The 19,695-nt window shown below is 72.0% G+C and carries 16 protein-coding genes; 3 read left to right on the top strand and 13 right to left on the bottom strand.

Going from position 1 to position 19,695, the window contains the following annotated elements:
- Positions 1-25: 25 nt before the first annotated feature.
- The 4 genes from WMF19_RS15405 to WMF19_RS15390 all read right to left on the bottom strand — a co-directional run bounded on the left by WMF19_RS15405 (position 26) and on the right by WMF19_RS15390 (position 4,918).
- Positions 26-712 (bottom strand): hypothetical protein, encoded by a 687-nt coding sequence (locus WMF19_RS15405; RefSeq protein ID WP_437899788.1) that lies wholly within the window; start codon positions 710-712, stop codon positions 26-28.
- 735 nt (positions 713-1,447) lie between these two features.
- Positions 1,448-1,924: a single-stranded DNA-binding protein gene (locus tag WMF19_RS15400; protein WP_437899787.1), complete on the bottom strand. Its 477-nt coding sequence runs from the start codon at positions 1,922-1,924 to the stop codon at positions 1,448-1,450.
- Between the two features lie 194 nt (positions 1,925-2,118).
- Complete coding sequence (gene recA / locus WMF19_RS15395) at positions 2,119-3,156, bottom strand: recombinase RecA (RefSeq protein ID WP_437899786.1); 1,038 nt, start codon at positions 3,154-3,156, stop codon at positions 2,119-2,121.
- 169 nt (positions 3,157-3,325) lie between these two features.
- A complete protein-coding gene (locus WMF19_RS15390; RefSeq protein WP_437329314.1) occupies positions 3,326-4,918 on the bottom strand; it encodes a YifB family Mg chelatase-like AAA ATPase in 1,593 nt (530 codons plus the stop codon).
- Between the two features lie 195 nt (positions 4,919-5,113).
- Between WMF19_RS15390 and WMF19_RS15385 the strand changes: the two genes are divergently transcribed.
- A complete protein-coding gene (locus tag WMF19_RS15385; RefSeq protein WP_437899785.1) occupies positions 5,114-5,374 on the top strand; it encodes a hypothetical protein in 261 nt (86 codons plus the stop codon).
- 266 nt (positions 5,375-5,640) lie between these two features.
- On the opposite strand, the gene WMF19_RS15380 is transcribed toward WMF19_RS15385, so the two are convergent.
- The 5 genes from WMF19_RS15380 to WMF19_RS15360 form a co-directional block, all read right to left on the bottom strand.
- Positions 5,641-8,100, bottom strand: coding sequence for a SpoIIE family protein phosphatase (locus tag WMF19_RS15380; protein WP_437899784.1), 2,460 nt, complete (start codon positions 8,098-8,100; stop codon positions 5,641-5,643).
- A gap of 16 nt (positions 8,101-8,116) precedes the next feature.
- Positions 8,117-8,494, bottom strand: a complete 378-nt coding sequence (locus WMF19_RS15375; protein ID WP_437329311.1) for a hypothetical protein — start codon at positions 8,492-8,494, stop codon at positions 8,117-8,119.
- A gap of 284 nt (positions 8,495-8,778) precedes the next feature.
- Entirely contained in the window at positions 8,779-9,363 is a 585-nt protein-coding gene (locus WMF19_RS15370; protein WP_437899783.1) for a hypothetical protein, read from the bottom strand.
- Positions 9,360-11,432: a hypothetical protein gene (locus WMF19_RS15365; protein WP_437899782.1), complete on the bottom strand. Its 2,073-nt coding sequence runs from the start codon at positions 11,430-11,432 to the stop codon at positions 9,360-9,362. The genes WMF19_RS15370 and WMF19_RS15365 overlap by 4 nt, the downstream gene beginning before the upstream one ends.
- A 368-nt stretch (positions 11,433-11,800) precedes the next feature.
- On the bottom strand, positions 11,801-12,343 hold the full coding sequence (locus WMF19_RS15360) for an SPW repeat domain-containing protein (RefSeq protein ID WP_437899781.1): 543 nt from the start codon (positions 12,341-12,343) through the stop codon (positions 11,801-11,803).
- A 179-nt stretch (positions 12,344-12,522) separates the two neighbouring features.
- On the opposite strand from WMF19_RS15360, the gene WMF19_RS15355 reads away from it, so the two are divergent.
- Positions 12,523-14,166 (top strand): ribonuclease J, encoded by a 1,644-nt coding sequence (locus WMF19_RS15355; protein WP_437899780.1) that lies wholly within the window; start codon positions 12,523-12,525, stop codon positions 14,164-14,166.
- A gap of 253 nt (positions 14,167-14,419) precedes the next feature.
- Entirely contained in the window at positions 14,420-15,817 is a 1,398-nt protein-coding gene (locus tag WMF19_RS15350) for a sigma-70 family RNA polymerase sigma factor (RefSeq protein ID WP_437899779.1), read from the top strand.
- Positions 15,818-15,862: 45 nt separating this feature from the next.
- Here WMF19_RS15350 and WMF19_RS15345 read toward each other — a convergent pair whose 3' ends face one another.
- The 4 genes from WMF19_RS15345 to WMF19_RS15330 form a co-directional block, all read right to left on the bottom strand.
- Complete coding sequence (locus WMF19_RS15345) at positions 15,863-16,858, bottom strand: aldo/keto reductase (RefSeq protein WP_437801592.1); 996 nt, start codon at positions 16,856-16,858, stop codon at positions 15,863-15,865.
- Between the two features lie 97 nt (positions 16,859-16,955).
- A complete protein-coding gene (locus WMF19_RS15340; RefSeq protein ID WP_437899777.1) occupies positions 16,956-17,714 on the bottom strand; it encodes an SDR family NAD(P)-dependent oxidoreductase in 759 nt (252 codons plus the stop codon).
- A 332-nt stretch (positions 17,715-18,046) separates the two neighbouring features.
- Positions 18,047-18,322: a hypothetical protein gene (locus tag WMF19_RS15335; protein ID WP_437899776.1), complete on the bottom strand. Its 276-nt coding sequence runs from the start codon at positions 18,320-18,322 to the stop codon at positions 18,047-18,049.
- Positions 18,319-19,560, bottom strand: a complete 1,242-nt coding sequence (locus tag WMF19_RS15330; protein WP_437899775.1) for a hypothetical protein — start codon at positions 19,558-19,560, stop codon at positions 18,319-18,321. Before WMF19_RS15330 ends, WMF19_RS15335 begins: the two co-directional genes overlap by 4 nt.
- Positions 19,561-19,695: the final 135 nt, after the last annotated feature.

The following is a 19,695-nucleotide window of genomic DNA, read 5'->3' as shown; positions in this document are numbered from 1 at the left end:
TCAGGACATCGAGCCGGAGCTCAGATCAGAGCGGAGGGCACGGCGTCAGCCTGCCGATCTTGAAGGGCCGGTCCGAGATCGAGTAATAGCTGCTTGTACCGACCGAAGCGACGCTCCATGTGTGGCCTCCCGGGACTCCCGTGAGATCATTGGCGTAGAGACGCATATAGGCCGTCCCCTCCCCAGCGGTAAACACGCCGCCAACGCACCGGCTGTCAGGATAGGCCACACTGCAGCCGTGCTTCGAGGAGGTGGAGTCGGCGATCGGCAACGCCCACTGCTTCGTGGTCCCGTAGACCGGGGACAGCGCCGGCAAGACCTGCGTCACTGGGCCCGTGATGATCGCGGTGTGCCCGGAGTACGACGCCGTCGCGTCGATGATGAGGACGTCGCCCGCAGCAATGTTGGCGACGTTCGTGATCTCTGTGAAGTGGCTTGTTGCGGGGGCAACCGCGAAGAAGTTGTCGAAGTACAGCGCCGAGTTCGGGCTGACGTTGCCCCAGAGGACGGCGATGTCTGTGCTCGTGTATCCGAAAGCCGCCTTCTGGACCGCCGTGAAGAACACAGCGCCGCTCGCCACCGGTGTGGTATCAGCGATGAGATCGAGCGCGGTGTCGGAAATATCGACGCACGCATCGGCCGGGGCAGAGCCAAGCGCGACGAAAGAAGCAGCAGCAGACACCATCAGGAAACGAGCCATATTGCTGAGCATGAATTACCTCGGTTGACGGTTACCACGTTGCCGTTCTGCAGGCCGAGCAGATTCGGTAGAGGAGGCCGATCGTGTACAGCGATAGAATCGCACCTGGTCGCGTCGAGCCTAGCATCCAATGTTTACTCCCAATACAATGCATCCGTCAACACACTTCGAACATCCCCTCGACTCAACGAATCACTTTTCTGGGCCCATGTAGGACACGAGAGCTCTTCAGCCGGCACCGCCGGATAATGTCTACCGCTTGATGGCCTCCTCGAATGATTAACTCAGCCATCTGCAGCTGACGCCACGCGCCAACGGCTCCGTGACGAATAGCCGCGAGGAGAGATTGACCCCCGGAGACCCGTATCACTGGAATCCAGCAACACGCCACACGCCGAGCTCAGCGGCCCAATGGCGCTGCGACGGGTGGCGCCCAGGACGCGCGAGGAGCGACAGGTGGTTGGCGAAGAATCGTGCTGCGCCAAATGGCCGGACGGTCGACGACCGATGGCCCACGAGCAGAGCAATCGAGCCGTCCTTGGGAGAATGGTTCGCGTTGCTGGCGCGGCGACGAGCTGGTACATGCCAGGCGACCCGACGGGGTGCGCGGCTGCCAGGAGCACGCCCAGGCGCCGCACGGGCGCGCATTCATCGGCAGCCTCCGGCCGCGTCGCGCGGGGGCCCGCGGGGGCGAGGGGCGCCGCAAGGCGGCTTCTCCCAGCCGACTCGCTCGTCGCTACCCCGCCGTCAGTACGGCAGCTCATCCAGCGCTGGGACCTCCGGCGGCCGCCCCCGCGCGCCGTTCTTCCCGAGCCGCGCGGTGGTCGGCACCTCGGCCCCGGGCTGCGTCGCCTCGCCGTCGTCGTCCGGACCCGGCAGCGCCTGCGCCACGCCCCGCCGCCCCGTGAAGCGGAGATCCCGCGCGATCACCTCGGTGCGGTAGCGCCGGATGCCGTCCTTCTCGTAGCTCGACGTGCGCAGCCCGCCCTCGATGAGCACACCGTCTCCCTTGGACAGGACCTTCGCGAGCGCCTCGGCGCGCTGCCCCCAGAACACGATGTTGTGCCACTCCGTGCGCTCCTTCGGCTCCTTGTTCTTGTCGACGAACGACTCGTTCGTCGCCATACGCAGCTGGAGCACCGGCGTGCCATTGCCGGTGTAGCGCAGCTCCGGATCCGAGCCGAGGTTGCCCATGAGAATCACCTTGTTCAGTCCGTCAGTCATGATGTGCTCCAGTTTACCACGTTGTTGTCGTCTGCCATCGTCTACTGTCGTTCGAGAGCGTCAATCGCTGTCACCAACGACATCTGCGGCCGTTTCATCCCCGCCCGCGACAGGCCATGTCGTCCCCGAGGGTGGTTCAGAAGGACGAGCGGCGCCCGGCGGCGACGGGCCGCCGGCGCGCCGCCTGCTCGGGCTCATGCATCCATCGCCGCGCCGCCGTTGCCACCGTTAGCGCGCGCCGGCGCCGCCGCATCGACGGCGGCGCGGAGCGACGTGGCGAGCGTCGGCTTGCCGAGCAGCGCCTCGCGGGCGCGCTCCCTCCCCTGCCCGATGTGCTCGCCCGCGAACGACAGGTGCGCGCCGCTCTTCTCGACGACCCCGATCTGGCAGGCGAAGTCGATGAGATCCGCCGCGCCGTCGATGCCCGCTCCCCACCGGATGTCGAACTCAGCTTCCCGGAACGGAGGAGCCATCTTGTTCTTGACCACCTTGACGCGCGTCCTGCTTCCAATGGCCTCGTCGCTCACCTTCACCGGCCCCACCCGGCGCACGTCGAGCCGCACGCTCGCGTAGAACTTGAGCGCGTTGCCGCCGGTCGTCACCTCGGGATTGCCGAACACGACGCCGATCTTCTGCCGGAGCTGGTTGATGAAGATGAGCGTCGTGTCGGTGCGGTGGCATATGCCCGTGAGCTTCCGCAGCGCCTGGCTCATCAGCCGCGCCTGGAGGCCCATGTGGGAATCGCCCATGTCCCCCTCGATCTCGGCCTTGGGCGTGAGCGCAGCCACCGAGTCGACGACGATCACGTCGACGGCGCTCGAGCGCGCGAGCATCTCGACGATCTCGAGCGCCTGCTCGCCGTTGTCCGGCTGCGATACGAGCAGCCTGTCGATGTCGACGCCGACCGTGCGCGCGTACGTGACGTCGAACGCGTGCTCGGCGTCGATGAACGCGGCCACGCCGCCCGCGCGCTGCGCCTCCCGCATCGCGTGCAGCGTGAGCGTGGTCTTCCCCGACGACTCCGGGCCATAGATCTCCACGATGCGGCCGCGCGGGTATCCCCCGATCCCCAGCGCCGCGTCGAGCGACAGCGATCCGGTCCGGATCAGGCCGATGTCCCGGGTCTCGTTCTCGCCGTTCAATGACATGATCGCCCCCTTCCCGAACTGCTTCTCGATGGTGCCTACGACGGTCTTCACGGTGCGGAGCTTCTCAGCGATCTCGGTCATCATCTCGGTCTCTCCTTTTCGACGTGCGTTCGTTGCTTGTTGCGTGTTGCTGTTGCGTGTCGAGCGTGCGCGCCCCCGAGCGCGCGGACAGACGATCCAGCGCGGCCGTCGGGGCGGCCGCGATCGCGCCGGCATCGCTGCGGGCGCGGTGGTCCTCGGCGCCGCGGCGAGCTCAGGCGCCCGCGGCGGTGGTGGCGGGCGCCGGCCCGGAGGCGGCCTCGCGGTCGAACAGCCGCGCGCCGATCGCCTCGGCCACGTGCGCTGCCCGCACCGCAGAGCTCCTGTCCATGTCGGCGAGCGTCCGGGCGACCCGCAGCACCTTGGTGTACGCCCGCGCCGAGAGGCCGAGCCGCTCCACGGCCGACGCGAGCACGCGCGCGCCGGTGGCGTCCGGCATCGCGACGCGCGCGAGATCGCGCGGTCCGAGCTCGGCGTTGTGCGTCGCCGCGACCTCCCCCGCCTCGAAGCGCGCGCGCTGCGCGGCGCGGGCCTCGACCACGCGCGCCCGCACCGCCGCGGAGCTCTCGGGCGCCTCGAGCGACGACCGGCCGTCGACGAGCGGCGCGCACAGGTGAGCGACATCGACGGGCGGCAAGGAGATGTGAAGATCGATGCGATCGAGCAGCGGCCCGCTCAGCCGCGCGCGGTAGGCGCGGACGCGATCGAGGGAGCAGGCGCAGCGATTGCCGCGGTCGCCATGGAAGCCGCACGGACAGGGGTTGATGGCGGCCACGAGGATCGGGCGCGCCGGGAATACGACGCGGGCGCGGGCGCGGCAGAGGGCGACCGTGCCCTCTTCGAGCGGCTCGCGGAGCGCCTCGAGGACGCCGCGGCGGAACTCGAGCAGCTCGTCGAGGAACAGGCACCCATGGTGGGCCAGGGAGACCTCGCCGGGGCGGATGGGATCCCCGCCGCCGACGAGGCCCGCGGCGCTCACGGTATGATGCGGGGCGCGGAACGGCCGAATCGCGACGAGGCCCCTGTCCGGGGAGAGCAGCCCGGCGACGGAGTGGATCGCGGTGATATCGAGCGCTTCGTCGTAGGACATCGGCGGCAGAACCGTCGGCAGGCGCCGAGCAAGCATGGTCTTTCCACTGCCTGGCGGACCCATCATGATCAGGTTATGTCCCCCGGAAGCGGCGATCTCGAGGGCGCGGCGCGCCCCGTGCTGGCCGCGGACCTCGGCGAGATCCGCCGCTGCAGCGCTCGGCTCTGCGTCGATCGCGGCCATGGTCCCTGCGCCCGGAAGTGGCCTGTTGCCGCGGAGGTGCGCGACGACCTGGCCGAGGTGCTCCGCGATGAGGACGTCGATGCCAGCCACGCTCGCCGCTTCGCGCGCGTTGCCCTGGGGGACGATCGCGCGCGCGACCCCCTGCGCCGCCGCGCCGCGCAGCGCGGGCAGGACGCCGCGCACGGGGCGCACCGCGCCGCTCAACGAGAGCTCGCCGAGCAGGCCAATCCGGTCGAGCCCCTCGGCGGGCACCTTGCCGAGCGCCGCGAGCGCGGCGATCGCGATGGCGAGGTCGTACGCGCCGCCGCTCTTCTTGAGGTCTGCCGGGGCGAGGTTCACGGTGATCACGTATTCGTCGAGCTCGATGCCCAGTTGCTGGAGCGCGGCACGGACGCGCACGCGGCTCTCTCGGACGCTCGCCTCGGCGAGGCCCACCATCTGGAAGAACGACGGACCGCGGCCCGAGTCGACCTCCACCCGGATGGGGTGCGCGTCGAGCCCGAGCAGAGAGAACGTGAGCGCCGTGGCCTGCATGCCAGAGCCCTTTCGCGAAAGGCGTGCCAGGCGGAGAGGGCGGTGAACTCAGGGAAATTCGCCGCGGGAGGGGTGGCGGACACGGCGGAGGAGGTGGCGGCCGCCATGGTGAGTCGCCGGAATCGAGGTGCTCGCTGACGCAAGCGGAGGAGCTGGCCGCTCGCGGTCAGCGTGCTTGTCCATCAGGAGAAGGCGATGGGCGAGGTCCTCGTGATCACGGCCAGCCGCCGTGTGGCCTCCTGGGCGAAGCGGGTCGCGCACCTTCAGGGCGCGCTCGGAACGCGCTTCGAGCCGACGCCGCGGGTGCTGCTCCTGGCAGGTCGACGCGTCGAGGCGCTGCTCGATCCGATGCACCCGGAGCTCGCGCTCTTCGCCGCGTGGGCCGTACGCCAGCCTGCACGGCTCCTGCGGAGCTCGACCGATGGATCGCCCGCGCGGCGACGGCGGCGTCCATGAGCGAGGTGTTCGCGCCGAAGCCGGCCAGCACGACCCGCCGATCCCCTGCCAAGACGCGCTCGCGCGCGCCGGACCGCGGGCCGCGGGCACAGAAGGCGGCAAGGCCTCAGAAACCAGGGCGCTCGCCGTAACAGCGCACGGCCTTCTCCTTCGCCCTCTCGCCAGCAGAGGCACCAGCGGTGCCCCACGCAGCGAGGAGCTTCATCGGCGCGACGGGTCCACAACGAGGAACGCGCCCGGCCAGGGCGAGCCCCGCTCCGCCGCAGCTACTCGGGCGCGCGATACCTCGCCACGACGATCGTGATGTCGTCGTCCGGGCTCGGGCACCACCCCTCGACCTCCTCGAGGATCCGGTCGCGGATCACGCCTACAGGCTCGGTCTGGACAGCCTCGATGACGGCGCAGAGCCGCTCCAGCCCGAACTGCTCGTGATGGGCGTTCCGCGCCTCGGTCACGCCATCGCTGTAGAGCACGAGAACGTCCCCGTCCCCAAGGTAGAGCTCCGCATCCCGCGTCAACGCGCCGATCTCGGGCAGCGCGCCGATCCAGACGCCTGAGCTCGGAATGCACGCGCAGCGCCGCGTCCGCGCCGAGCACACGATCAGGTCGTCGTGCGCGCCCGCGAACGTCATGCGCCCGTTGCGCTCGTACCGGAGCAAGAGGAGCGTCGCGTGCTCGTCGCGCTCCAGACGATCGCGGACGTTCTTGAAAATTGCCTTGTTGAGCGCCGTGACGACCTTCGCCGGACTCGCGGCCGGATCGTTGCACGTCAGCGCCGATACCATGCTCTGGATCATCAGCATGATGAGGCCCGCCGCGAGCCCGTGCCCCGCGACGTCGCCGATCCCCAGCCACCCGCCACCGTTCGCGGGGATCACATCGTAGTAATCGCCGCCGACCTCGGCCGCCGGCTTCATGACCGCGCAGAGGTCGAGCCCCTCGATCGAGAGCTGCTTCGGCACCAGCGTTGTCTGGATGCGCGCCGCGACCTGGCTCTCCTGACGGACCCGCTCCTGCTCCAGCCGCTCGCGCAGCTCCACCTCCCGGACGACCTGCCGGTGCAGCGCCGCGGCCTTGACCGCGGAGCCGAGCTGGAGGCGCAGCACCTCGTACATCATCCCGCTGGCGCGGTGGTCGAGCACCGCGACGCCGAACCGCTCCTCGTCGCCGAACGCAACCGGGAGCACGATCCTGCTGATGCGCTCGTCGGCGTCCAGGAAGCCCGGGGGCGCGAGGAGGTGCGCCGGGAAGCTCACGGCCGGCACCTCCACCTCGCGGCCGTCCTCCATCACGAACAGCGGCTTCATGGCGGCGTGCTGAGCGTCGTCGTACAGCGACACGGCGACGTCCGAGAACCGCATCCGCGGCAGCTCCGACGCCAGCAACCCCTTGAGCACGGGCAGGCTCAAGCACGCCGAGAAGCCCCGCGCGCCGTAGGTGACATCGATCGCGGCGAGCTCGACGTTCAGCCGCTGCTCCCCCTCGACGTGCACGCACTCGCTCCCGATCAGGATGCGCGCGGCGTGCCAGAGCTGCTCCAGCGCTGCGTCGCCGCCCACGGGCGACCCCTGTACCCGCGAGCGCAAGAGCGATATCACCGCCTGGAACTCCTCGAGGAGCACGCCCTCGCGCCTCGCCCCGTCGAGGAGCGCCTGGAGCGCGCGCAGGAAGCGCCCCTCGTCGCCCGCGAGCTCCGCCTCCATCGCGGCGAGCAGGGCGCCCTCCCAGCCGTCGAGGGCGCCCCTCGGGATCGCCACGCTGCTCGCGAGCGCGCGCTCCAGCGGCGCCCGCTGATCCGCGATGGGGCGCGGAAAGCCGCGCACCGAGGGGACCGGCTGAAGGAACGTGTCGCCCGCGCGGTACCCGCAGCCGCAGGACTCGCGCTGCGTGAGCTCGACCCGCGCGAGCTCCAGCGCCTCGACAGCCTCGCCGTCGATCATGCGGAGGACCGTGCTCACGGCCATCCCCCCGAGCCGCTCGATCGGCTGGCGCACCGTCGTCAACGACGGCTTCGTGAAGCGAGCGATGCCCACGTCATCGAACCCGCACACGAGGACGTCTTCCGGGATGCGGCGTCCCTCGGCCTTGAGCACCTCGATCGCCCCGAGCGCCATCCTGTCGTTGGCCGCCACCACGGCGTCGAACGCCACCCCTCGAGCCAGGAGCTCGCGCATCGCCGCGCGCCCCGTCGGGATCGTGAACCCACCGAACACGAGGAGGCGCTCGTCGCAAGGGAGCGCCCGCGCCGCGAGCGCCCTCCGGTACCCGCAGGCGCGCAGCGCGGCCTCCTCGCTGCTGCTCGGGCCGCCGATGTACGCGATGCGCCGGCACCCGTGCTCGTCCGCCATGTGCCCGACCGAGATCTCGCTCCCGAGGGCGTTGTCGACCATCAGGCTCGGCACACCGTCGATCGCGGTCCCGATGCTGCACACCGGCAGCGGCGCGAAGGACCGGCAGAACGATCGCATGACCTCCATGCCGCCGTAAGGGGAGAGCGTCGATGAGGCGACGATGACGCCGTCGGCGGTCTCAGGGCCGATGAGGTGATAGAAGGTGCCCCGGTCGGCCACCTCCGGCCGGCGAGCCATGGCCGGGTCGCTGAACGCCGTCAGCAGGTTGACGTCGTGCGCCGCGGCGCCGCGCTCGATCCCGGCGCGCAGCTCGGACTGGTAGTCGCCAACGACATTGTCGATCAGAAATGCGAGCGTCCGACGCTTCCTCGTCATGGCCTCGGGCTCTCGATCATGCGTCCGCGATCGAGACCAGCTCCGGGCACATGCGATCCAGGGGCTTCAGGCTCCGGCGCTGCCATGTCCGCTTCGCGTCCGTGACGAACCGTATCCTGCATCTGAGACCATGGCTCATCAGGCCGCAGATGAAGCGGACGAACGCCTTGAGGCAGCTCGAGCTCATGAAGCACAGGCCGCGCACGTCGAACTCGACGGTGCTCACCGAGAGGCGCATCACCTCGCCCTCCAGCGCCTTGACGTACCTGCTGAGCGGCGAAGATGCCGCCATGTCGCCCGTGCCGGTGAGCTTGACGCTGAGGGTGTCGTCCCTCAAGGCCGGCTCGATCCCGAAGCTGTCGGTGACGACAGGATCCACGCTCAGGCAGCTCATCTCTTCTCCATCTCTCGACCGGCGCGCGCGATGACCGCCGGATCGTTGCCCTGGATGCTGCAGCCGACGGCCGGTGCGATGGTCGATGCGAGCTCTCCACACTACGACGTAGTCGCGCCGGATCCAATCCCTTCCCGCGAGCCGCGTGGATCGATCTCGACATGCGTCAGGCGCCACATGTCACGCGTCACGCGTCGCGCGTGCGCGCGGGGGGCAGGTGGAAGGCGCACACGCGGCGGCGCCGTGCGGTAAGCAGCGCAACATTTGGTCGCGCCGGCGTGGGTTCAGAGCGCGCTGACGAGCGGCCCGGCGTCGCCTTCGAGCCATTGTTCGGAGATCACGACGCTCGTCGAGAGCCCGGTCTGGAAGCGGTATCCTTCCTCGATCGAGAGGATCTCGATGACCCTCCTGTCGCCGATCCGGACGGGGAAGATCACCGAGATGCTCGACGGAAAGGCGCCGTCCTCGTCGGGCCTCTGCTCACCGACCGAGACAGACTCGCCTCCGGCCCCCGCGCCGAGCGATCTCACGGCGACCACCGACGGAACGCTGCAATCGATCCGCAGCCACTCGCGCTGCCGGCGCGCCTTGCACGCGCCGCCCCTCGCGGCGCGCGCGAGCGACACCTGCTCCGCGGCGTCCCACTCGGCCGCTGCCGGCCGCGCCGTCCGCTCGGGCGGCGGCGGCGTCGCCTCGAGCGCGCGCTTCTGCGGCGCCTCCGCGCCTCCTCCCGCGTCCGCCGGGTCTCCCGCGGCCCCCGCCTGCGGCCCGGCCCCCGCGCCTCCCGCCTGGGCGAGCACCGACTCCGCGGCTTGCGCCGGCGCGAGCGCGCCGAGCAGGACCATCCCGATCACCGCTCTCTTCTTCATAACGTCCTCAAGAAGGCGGCGAGCGCCGCCTTGTCATTCCTCGACATGTGGCTGGTGCGACCCATCCGGTCCTGGTTGGCGTCGATGAGCTCTTCGAGCGTCCTCGCGGATCCATCGTGGTAATAGGGCGCCGTCCCGCCGACGAAGCGCAGCGAGGGCGTCTTGAACACCTGGCCCGCCTTCTCCTCCGCGAACCCGGGCCGCGCCGCGAACCCGGGCATCGGGTAGCCCATGCGGTCGGTGTGCTCCGTCTCGGGCACGTGGCAGCGAGCGCATTGCGCCGTGTCGCTCATGAAGAGGGCGCGGCCGTGCTCCTCCTGCGGCGTGAGCTTCCGCGCCTCCCTGGGCGGCGGCACGAGGCCTGCGCGCAGGAACGCGGCCAGGTGGCGCGCCCTCAGGGCGAGCTCGCCGTTGCCCAGACCGCCGGGCCCCCACCGGTGAAGGCCGAACCCCTCGCGGAGGCGCTCCGCCAGGTTCTCGCTCTGGGCGTTCCAGCCATAGGGCCCCTCGGCCGACACGCGGCCCGCGAGCATGGGAGTCTGCCGGGGCACGCCGCCGCGCGGCTCCACATCGGCCGGCTGGTTCTCGGCGGATCCGAGGAAATTCACGCTCTCGCCCCCGACATCCATCACGCGGGCTTCGTGCCACACATGGCCGTCGTCGCGCCCGTCCGGGTGGCAGCCGGCGCACCCGAGGCCGCCGCTCGTGCCCCAGTCGACCGCGTTGTAGAAGAGCTTCCGGCCGAGGGCGGCCTGCTGTGGGACCGGCGCGTCGGCCAGCGCGATGTACGGCACGGGGCTCGGCTCGAACGGCGCGTCGTCGCGGTGCTCGTCGAGGCGGACGATCGCGAGGGCGTCCGTCGAGCGGCAAACCACCCACGCCATGGACTCGTCCGCGGACAGCGCGACGCCGCTGGGCGCGCCGCACAGGGTCGCCACGTAGACGTCGGGCCCCGCATGGCGGCCGAGATCGTAAGTGCGGAGCGGCCGGAGCGCTGGATCGACAGCGAGCGCGTCGAGCTCCACCAGGGCATCGGTACCCTCGCTGGCGATGAGCAGGGTGCGGGTGCTCTTCCGGTACACGAGCGCGCGCGGCTGGACGAACGGGGCGAGCGAGGTGTTGGGGAGCTCCAGCTCCGCGTCGTCGAACCCCGCGTCGTCGAGCGCGCTCGCCCGCCAGAGCGGCGCGCCCTGGCGGCGCCGGGGCGCGAGGGGCGCCTCGTCGCTCGTCATCAGGACGTCGACCGTCGAGGCGCCGAACCACGCCTGCTCGCCGAGCGCGCCCAGCGCGTGGCGCGCCACGAAGAGGCGGCGGCCATCCGGCGAGAGCGCGGCCGCGTAGCCGAGCGACGCGGAGAGCGACTTGCCATGAGGAGCCCGGAAAGGCGACGGCGGGAGGACCAACGGCCTGGCCTCGGGAGCGCCGCGCAGCGCGATCCGGGTGAGCGCGGCGGACGTGAGGTGCGTGACGTACGCGGCCGCGCCGTCCTCGCGGATCACGACGCCGCGGGGCTCGCGCGGGACATCGATGGACCACGTCGCGGTCGCGGTCGCGAGGTCCACCGCAGAGACCTTGCCCGCCCACGCGCTCGTGACGAGCGCCGTGCGCTCGTCCGGCGTGATCGCGAGCCCCCAGGCGTCGGCCGGCAGGGGCACGCGGGCCGCTTCCACGAGCCCCGCCGCCGGATCGGGCCGCAAGATGACGAGGAGCCCGGGATCGCGGATCGTGACGAGCACGCGGTCCGCGAGCGCGAGGACCTGCGCCGGCCGCCCCGGCATGGCGATCTCGACAGGCGGCGTGCTCACGTCGACGGGAAGCGGGATGCGCCGGAGGACCGCGTGGTCCTCGTCGGCCAGGTAGAGCGCGTCGTCCTGCGGCGCGCGCACGAGCGCGCCGCCGATCCGCGTGACGGCCTGGAGCTTCTGCGGCGGCGGAGAGGCTAGCGGAGCCGGCGCGGCCGTCCCGGCGACTTCAGCGCTGCGCTCTACGGCCGGCGTCTCCCTGGAAGGGCGCGAGCAGGCCGCGGCGAAGAGCGCGGCCAGGAGGAGGGTTGATGGTCGGTGCTTCATCGGTCGCCCGAGCCAACGACGGCGCCTGGCTTCCGTATTCCTCGGCACCGTCGGTCCCGATCCTCCGCGCGCCGGCCATCGCTGCGCGGGAGGCGTCGCGGCGCCTGCGACAGCCCTCCCCCCTTTCCTTGGCGACCTTGGCGCCGTGGCGATTTCTCTGCTGAGCCGGGGTAACTTCCCGCCGTAAAGCAAGAGAATCTCTCAGCCTCGCTGCGGCGGTGTGTGTGACATGCGCTGTGGTACGGTCATCGCGAGTCCCGTGCCTGGATACAGCGGCTCGCATAGAGCGTTGGGGAGCGTTGGTGGGACCGAGGGTGGGGCGACTCGGCACATGGGGAGGCGCCGATGCTGGCCGGCTGCGCGCGCGGCTACACCCGCCGCGGCCGGCGACCGGCGCCCCTCACCGCGCGATAATCGGTGAGCAGCGACCCCAGGATCGTAACCGCCCCCGCGGCGACGTGGATGACCGCGGCGAGCGGGTCGCGCTTCGCGTAGCCGAGCGCGAACGGCGCCGCGATCGCCGACGCGCCGAAGGCATGGTCGATGACCTCGTGCGCCTCGATCGGTATCCGCTTTGCCAGGCTCAGCCGGTAGTCGGTGAGCAGGGAGACGAAGACGACCGAGGCGCCGAGCGCGACGCCCGCGACCTTTGCGGCCTTCGTCCGCGCGGAGAGCCCGGCCAGCGCGACGATGAGTCCGTTCGAGTAGTCGAGGACGGAGTGCACGTCCTCGGGGACGATCCGCGCGAGCGGCACGGCGCCGAGGAGCGGCCTCGCGGGGATCGTCGTCGTCCGCTGCACCGCCCGCACGCTCGGGGCGAGCGAGGCGAGCTCTGCAGTCGGTACGTCGTCCGACGGCAGGTAGGTCGTCGGCAGCTCGTATGCGCCCAGCGAAACGTTGGATTGTGCCATGAGGTCCTCCCGCTCTGCGCAGAGGCAATCCGCAGACCGGAGGACAGGCCTCCTGCGCAGCCCGGGGCCCAGCTCTCTTGAGCTCGGCCCCCCCGCGCCCGCGCCTCCGCGCGGGGCCGGTCCGCGCGCGCCTCCAGCGAGGCCTCTGTTCGTGCGATCCGCGATGCTAGGCTGCGCCGATGGGAGTCCGGATTATTCCTCTCGGCGGCCTCGGCGAGGTCGGGATGAACGCGATGCTGATCGAGGAGGAAGGCCGCCGCGTGCTCGTCGACTGCGGCGTCATGTTCCCCAACGACCAGGTGCTCGGCGTCGAGGTCGCGATCCCCGACCTCAGCTACGTTCGCGAGGCGGGCGGGGTCGACGCGGTGCTGGTCACGCACGGCCACGAGGATCACATCGGCGGGCTGCCGTCGCTGCTGCGCGAGTTCCCCGTCCCCGTGTACGGGACGCGCTTCACGCTCCGGCTGGTGCGCGAGCGGCTCGCCGAGCACGGCATCGACGTGCCGCTCCGCGAGGTCGAGCCGCAACGGCATTTCGTGGCGGGCCCGTTCCGCGCCGAGCCCCTCCGCGTGACCCACTCCATCCCCGACGCGGTCGGCTACGCCATCGAGACGGGCGAGGGGATCCTCATCCACACGGGCGACTACAAGATCGATCTCACCCCCGTGGCCGGCGAGCGGCTCGATCTCGGCCGCTTCGCCGAGTACGGCCGCGCCGGCGTGGCGGCCCTCCTCTCGGACTCCACCAACTCGGAGCGCGACGGCTGGTCGGTCAGCGAGACCGCGGTGGCCGAAGGGTTCACCCGCCGGTTTCGCGAGGCGAAGGGGCGCATCCTCGTCGCGCTGTTCGCCTCCAACGTCCACAGGGTCCAGAGCGTCCTCGACCTCGCCGCCCAGCTCGGCCGCAAGGTGGTGCTCGCCGGGCGCAGCCTCGCGACCAACACGCGGATCGCCGAGGAGATCGGCATCCTGAGCGTCCCTCCCGGCGTGCTCGTGGACGACGCCACGGCGGCCTCGCTCCCGCCCGAGCGCCTCGTCGTGCTCGCTTCGGGCGCGCAGGGCGAGCCGAACAGCGCCCTCGCGCGCATGGCCATGGGCGACCACCACCGGCTGCGGGTCGATCCGGGCGACACGGTGATCTTCTCGTCCCGCGCGATCCCCGGCAACGAGATCGCCGTCAGCCAGCTCGCCAACCGCCTGGCGAAGCGCGGCGCCGTCGTGCTCGATCGCGGCCTCGATCCCATCCATGCGAGCGGCCACGCGCAAGCCGAGGAGCAGAAGATCCTCCTCGACGCGGTCCGGCCGGAGCACTTCGTCCCCATCCACGGCGAGTACCGGATGCTTCTTGCCCACGCGCGCACGGCGCTCCGGATGGGCGTGCCGCCGTCGGGGGTCTTCATCGTCGAGGACGGCGACTCGCTGATCATCGAGGATGGCCGGATGCGCCTCGGCGAGACGGTGAAGAGCGGCCGGGTGTGGCTCGACGCGCGCGGCGGGCTCGACGTCTCCGAGCTCGTGCTCCGGGAGCGCGAGCAGATCTCGGATCAGGGGCTCGTGATGGTCCTGGTGGTGGCCGACCGCAAGACGGGCGAGATCTTGCGCGGCCCCGATCTCCTCGGGCGCGGCGTGGCCCACTTCGAGGAGGGCGGCCCGCTGTACGCCGCCGCGCTCGACAGCGCGCGCGACGCGCTCGCCGCGCTGTCGCCCGCGGCGCGCACGCTGGCGCCGGCGCTGGAGGACGCGCTCAGCAGAGGCGTGAGGCGGGTATTCCGGCGCGAGGCGTCGCGGCGCCCCGCCGTGCTCCCGCTGGCCGTCCTGCTGTGAGGTCCGGCGCCTCTCGATCAGGCGGCCCGGGCGGCTCGCGCGGGCACGGCGCCTGACCGCGCCGACAGGCGATCTGGAGTGAGCGCGGCTGTCGCGCACTCTGGAGCGCGCGGACCGCGGAGCCCCTTTGTTCTGTCGCGGCATGACCGGAGTCGCTTCATGGTCCATGCTGGGGGTTGCGCTGAGGGTGCGTGTCCCGGCGAGCGCCCGAGCGGATCACCGCGCGACGCGGCACCATGGTGGAGCAGGCGAGATGAACGACAGTCCCACGAACTCGCGCCTCCTGGGCGAGGCGGAGACGACGATCCTGGAGGGAAGGCGCGCTGTCGCCGGCGTGAGGGCCGAGGAGCAGCGCGGCGCCGACCCCCGCCCTCCCCCGTCGTCGCGGCAGGGAGCGCCCGCCAGCCGGCGGGCTGCGCCGCCGGCGCGGCCGAGCGAGGACGTCGCCGCGGTCTATCTCCAGGAGATCTCGGGCAGCGCGCCGCTGAGCCGCGAGCTCGAGGTGGAGCTCGGCCGTCGTATCGAGTCGGCGGAGCGCGCGATGATCGAGGCCTGGGTCGCGTCGCCCGTCGCGCTGCGGGCGCTCGCGGCGCTCGCCGACGATCTGCGGGCGGGGCGGGTGGACATGAGCGATCTGCTGCTGAACGCGGACGGAGGCGACGCGCCGAGCGACGCGACGTCCGTGACGATGGCGCGGCTGCTCGGGCTAGCGCGGTCCCTGGCGGAGGCCGGGGCCGGGCGGACGGAGGCGAGCGGACAGCGAGCGCGCACCGCCCTCTCGTCTGGGCTCTCCGACGTGCGCCTGGGCCCGTTGGTGGAGGAGCGGATCGAGCGCACGCTGCGCGCGGCGATCCCCGCGGTCGATGGACGCGGGCGCGAGGCGATCGAGGGGACGCTCTCGGCGATGCGCGTCGCCGGCCGGGCGGCGGCCGAGGCAAGGGCCGAGATGGTCCGCGCGAACCTGCGGCTCGTGGCGGCGGCAGCCCGGCAGCTCCGGCACCGCGGCGTGCCGTTGCTCGACCTCATCCAGGAGGGCAATCTCGGGCTCATCCGCGCGGCGGAGAAGTTCGATTACCGGCGCGGCTATCGGTTCAGCACGTATGCGATGTGGTGGATCAAGCAGGCGCTCTCTCGCGCGCTGCTCTATCAGGGCCAGGTCATCCGGGTGCCTGTCCACATCGCCGAGACCCGGCGCCGGGCGCTGCAGGCGCGGCGGGAGCTGGAGCAGGAGCACGCGCGCGAGGCGGCGCCGGAGGAGGTCGCCGAGCGGAGCGGGCTGTCGATGGAGAAGCTTCAGACGCTGCGGGAGGTGGCGCTGCCGCCCGTGTACCTCGACGCGCCGGTCGGGGACGACGACGGCGCGCGCCAGGGCGACTTCTTCGCGAGCGAGGGCGCCGCGCCGGACGAGCTCCTGGTCCACCGCCGCCTGCACGCGCAGGTCTCTGCGCTGCTCGAGGCGCTGACCCCGCGTGAGCGCGACGTGCTGCGGCTCCGGTTCGGCCTCGACGGCGGGCAGCCGCACACGCTCGCCGAGATCGGGGGCATGTTCTCGGTGAGCCGGGAGCGCGTCCGGCAGATCGAGGAGAGCGCGCTGAGCAAGCTGCGGACGCTGTCGCGGAGGCAGGCGCTGGAGACGCCGCTCGGGGGCTGACCGGCGCTGCCGTCGCGAAGGCGCGCCGGCGGCCTCAACCCCGGCTCAGCGCGGCGAGTCGCCGTGGCGGAACTCCGCGGTCGCCTCGTCGAGCCGGGCCTTGAGCTGCGGATCGAGCGAGAGCTCGGCCGCGGAGAGCGTCGCGTCCAGCTGGTCTGGCCGGCTGGCGCCGATGATGGCCGACGTGACGGCCGGGTTGGCGAGCACCCACGCGACGGCGACGGTCGTGAGCGACTGGCCTGCTTCGGCGACGATGCCCGAGAGCTTCTCGACGGTCGCGAACGCGCGCTCGTTCCAGTAGCGCTGCTGGTAGATGGACGCCGCCGCGCCGAGCGTGAAGCGGGTGCCCGCCGTCGGCTCGCCGCGGCGGTGCTTGCCCGTGAGGAACCCGCCGGCGAGCGGGTTGTAGGGGATGACGCCGAGGCCCTCCTCCTGCGCGAGCGGGAGCAGCTCGCGCTCGATCTCCCGGAACAGCAGCGCATAACGCGGCTGCACGGACACGAACCGCGCGAGCCCGCGCACGTCGGCGCGGCCGAGCGCGCGCGCCAGGCGGTATGCCAGGTAGTTGGATACGCCGATGTACCGCGCCTTGCCCGAGCGAACGACGAGGTCGAGCGCCTCCAGCGTCTCGTCGATCGGGGTGTCGCGGTCGTCGGAGTGGAGCTGATAGAGATCCACGTAATCGGTGCCGAGCCGGCGCAGGGAGGCGTCGATCGCGTCCAGGATGTGCTTGCGGGAGGCGCCCTGATCCCACGGGTTCGGGCCGACGCGGCCGACGCACTTCGTGGCGAGGATGAAGCGGTCTCGCTTGCCCTTGAGCCAGCGGCCGACGATCTCCTCGGTGCGCCCGGCGGCCTCCAAACCGCCGCCCAGCGGATACACGTCGGCCGTGTCGAGGAAGTTGACGCCGGCGCCAGCGGCCTTGTCGAGGATGGCGCGGGAGGTCTCCTCGTCCGTCTGGAAACCGAACGTCATCGTGCCCAGGCACAGGCGCGAAACGGTGAGGCCGGTACGGCCGAGTCGGGTCGTCGGGATGCTCATGATCTTCCGTTGGTGCTTTGGCTAGGTTGCTCGTGGCGTCGCGCTGGCGCGGTCGCCTCCCGCTCCCGCAGGGGGCGCGGGCCCGTCGTTTCAGGGCTCAATAATAGATCGGCCCGACGCTCCCGCCGCCGGCAACGACGGCGTCGCCGTTGATCGCGACGCTCCTCGGCGAGGCGAGGAACGCGACGACCCACGCGACCTCGCGGGCGTCGACGATCCGGCCGATGCTCACCGAGGCGGCGAACTCCTTCTCCGGCTCGGGCCGGACGCGCTCGGTGCGCGTCGCGCCGGGGTGCACGACCGTGACGTTGATCCCCTTCGGGCCGAGCTCGTCCGCGAGGTTCTTGGTGATCGCCGCCACGCCGACGTTGCGCAGGGTGGCGACCGGGCGGCCGGCCTTGCGCACGGCCAGCCCGCCGATATTGATGATGCGGCCCCAGCCGTTCGCGATGAGGTGCGGCGCGACGGCGCGCGCGGTCCGCAGGTAACCCACGACCTTGATGTTGATGTCCTCGATCACCTGCGCGTCGACGATCTGGTCGAGGCGCGTGGCGGTCGAGATCCCGCCCGGCACGGCTGCGTTGTTGACGAGGATGTCCACGCCGCCCAGCGCGGCGACGGCGCGCTCGACGAGCCCGTTGACCGAGGTCTCATTGCCGGTGTCGACAACCAGCGGGACGACGCGGCGGCCCGTCTCCGCCGAGAGCTCGGCGGCGGTCGCCTCCAGCTTGTCCTTGCCGCGCGCGGCGATCACGACGTCTGCGCCCTCGCGCGCCAGCTCCCGCGCGATGGCCTTGCCGATACCGCGGCTGCCGCCGGTGACGATGGCCCGCTTGCCGGTGAGTTCGAGATCCACGATCAGCTCCTTCCATCGGCAGACACGAGATCATGTGTCTTCTCGCGCCGAGGGAGGCGCGCCAAAGCACGTTTCATTCCACCCTGCGCTTGCCGCTATTCGCAGAGGGGATGGCGTGCGCCGGCGTCCGCGTCGCCCTGCCCGCGCCTGCCGGGCCCTCCTGGCGGCGCCGCGCGCGCCGGCACGCCGGCCGGCAGGTCTGCTCCGCAGGCAGCAGGCTGCTGGCGCCTTGCTGCGGGCGGAGCAGCTCGCCCATCACCGACGCGCGCGGAGCCAGCGCGGCGCGGGCGAGGGCGCCCGCGCGAGCCGGCCGAGGTGGCGCAGGCAGCCGCTCAGCGCGGCGGCGGAGCCGTCCGAGCGGGCGCGGGTCGCCGCGACCGGAGCCGGTCGACGACCGCGAGCACGCCCGCCGCGATCGCGAGGATCGGCGCGAGCACCACGCCGCCGAACCACGCCAGCGCGTAGGCGACGCCGAGCAACGGGTCGCCGCCACCGGCGGGCGGGGGCGTGCCGCTCAGCACGGACACCTGCTCGCGCAGGCCGAGCATGTGGCAGACAACGAAGGCCGCGAGGAGCATCGCGGCGCCGAGGGCCAGCTGTCGGCTCACGGGGCACCTCCCGCCCCGGCGATCCGCTCCCAGAGCGGGCCGAAGCTCAGCGCGTAGAGCAGCGCCGCGTCGCCGACCTGGTTGCTTGCGGCGTACCGCAGCCGGTCGCCCTCGCGGATCGGGAACGCGGCGAAGTCGAGCGACGTGAGCAGCCCCCCGAGGTACGGCGCGTCGCCGAAGGCCGCGGCGCCGAGCAGCGCGAATCCGCTCGACCCGGCGCTCGCCCCGACGAGCGGCACGATCGGGCCCGAGTCCACGTCCTCCGGGCCGGCCCACGAGCGGGGCCACTCGCGCGCCCAGCCGAAGCCGAGGAGCTCCGCCCCGAGCTCGCGGCGCGCCCGCGTGTACTGATCGCGCGCGAATTCAGGGTCGATCAGGAGCAGCGCGTGCGCGACCAGCCAGAGGGACGAGCCCTCCGGGCCGTCCAGGATCCTGCCGTCGTGGGTGTAGCTCGATACGAGCAGCCCCGTCTTCGGGTCCAGGAGCCGGGCGCGCGCCGCCGCGAGCCAGCGGCGGCCGAGCTCGAGGCCGCGGCGCTCCCCGTGCAGCGCGTCGGCCATGCGCATCGCGGAGAGGGCGAGCGTGTTGCAGAAGGTCCAGCACTCGTCGGGGTAGCTCTCGGCGGACAGCACGGGGCTCCGCTCCATGCGGGACCGCATCTCGGCGACGCGCGCGTCGAGCTCGGCCTCGTGATCGGCGCGGCGCGCGACCAGGGCGCGCGCGCCCAGCATGAGCGCGATCTCGCCGTCCACGAAGAGGCTGCGCGCAGGCTGCTGCACGAACGGCCGCCGCGTGGCGTACGGCATCATGAAGTGCAGCATCCCCCGCTCGCGCTCGATCGCGAGGGTCTCGTCGACGATCCGGTCGATGACGGCGAGGTGGCGCGCCTCCGCGCCCGGATCCCGCAGCGCGGCGTTGGCGAGGCCGAGGACGAGGAAGGTCCGCCCCATGAAGTCCCACTCGGCGTTCGCGGCCCGCATCCGCGCGAGCGTCGCGCCCTGCGCCGCGCCGCCCTCCTCCCAGAGCGAGAGCTGATGCGCGAGCAGCGCCTGCCCGCGCGGCGAGAGCGCGCCGGCGGCGCGGTGCTCGCCCGGCTCGCTCCGGAAGAAGAGGTGGAGGCACGGCAGCCACACGGCAGCGGCGACCAGCAGCGACAGCGCGGCGGCGCCGAGCCGGCGCAGGCGGCCAGCCGCCGCAGGGCGAACCGCGACGCCGGCGGAGGACGAGAGGTCGGTCATGAGACGGAGCGTGGCGCCGCGCCGTGGCCGGGCTGCGCGCAAGATGTGGCGGATCGGAGGAGGCTCCGGGGATCTTCTCGCTGGATAGCCGATCTCGTACATGAGCGCGACGATTGGGTCTACGAAGCGTCGGAA

The organism is Sorangium sp. So ce124 (assembly GCF_051525235.1).
Lineage (GTDB): Bacteria > Myxococcota_A > Polyangia > Polyangiales > Polyangiaceae > Sorangium > Sorangium atrum.
The sequence above is the reverse complement of the archived record's forward strand: the minus strand, read 5'-3'. Positions and strand labels throughout refer to the sequence as shown.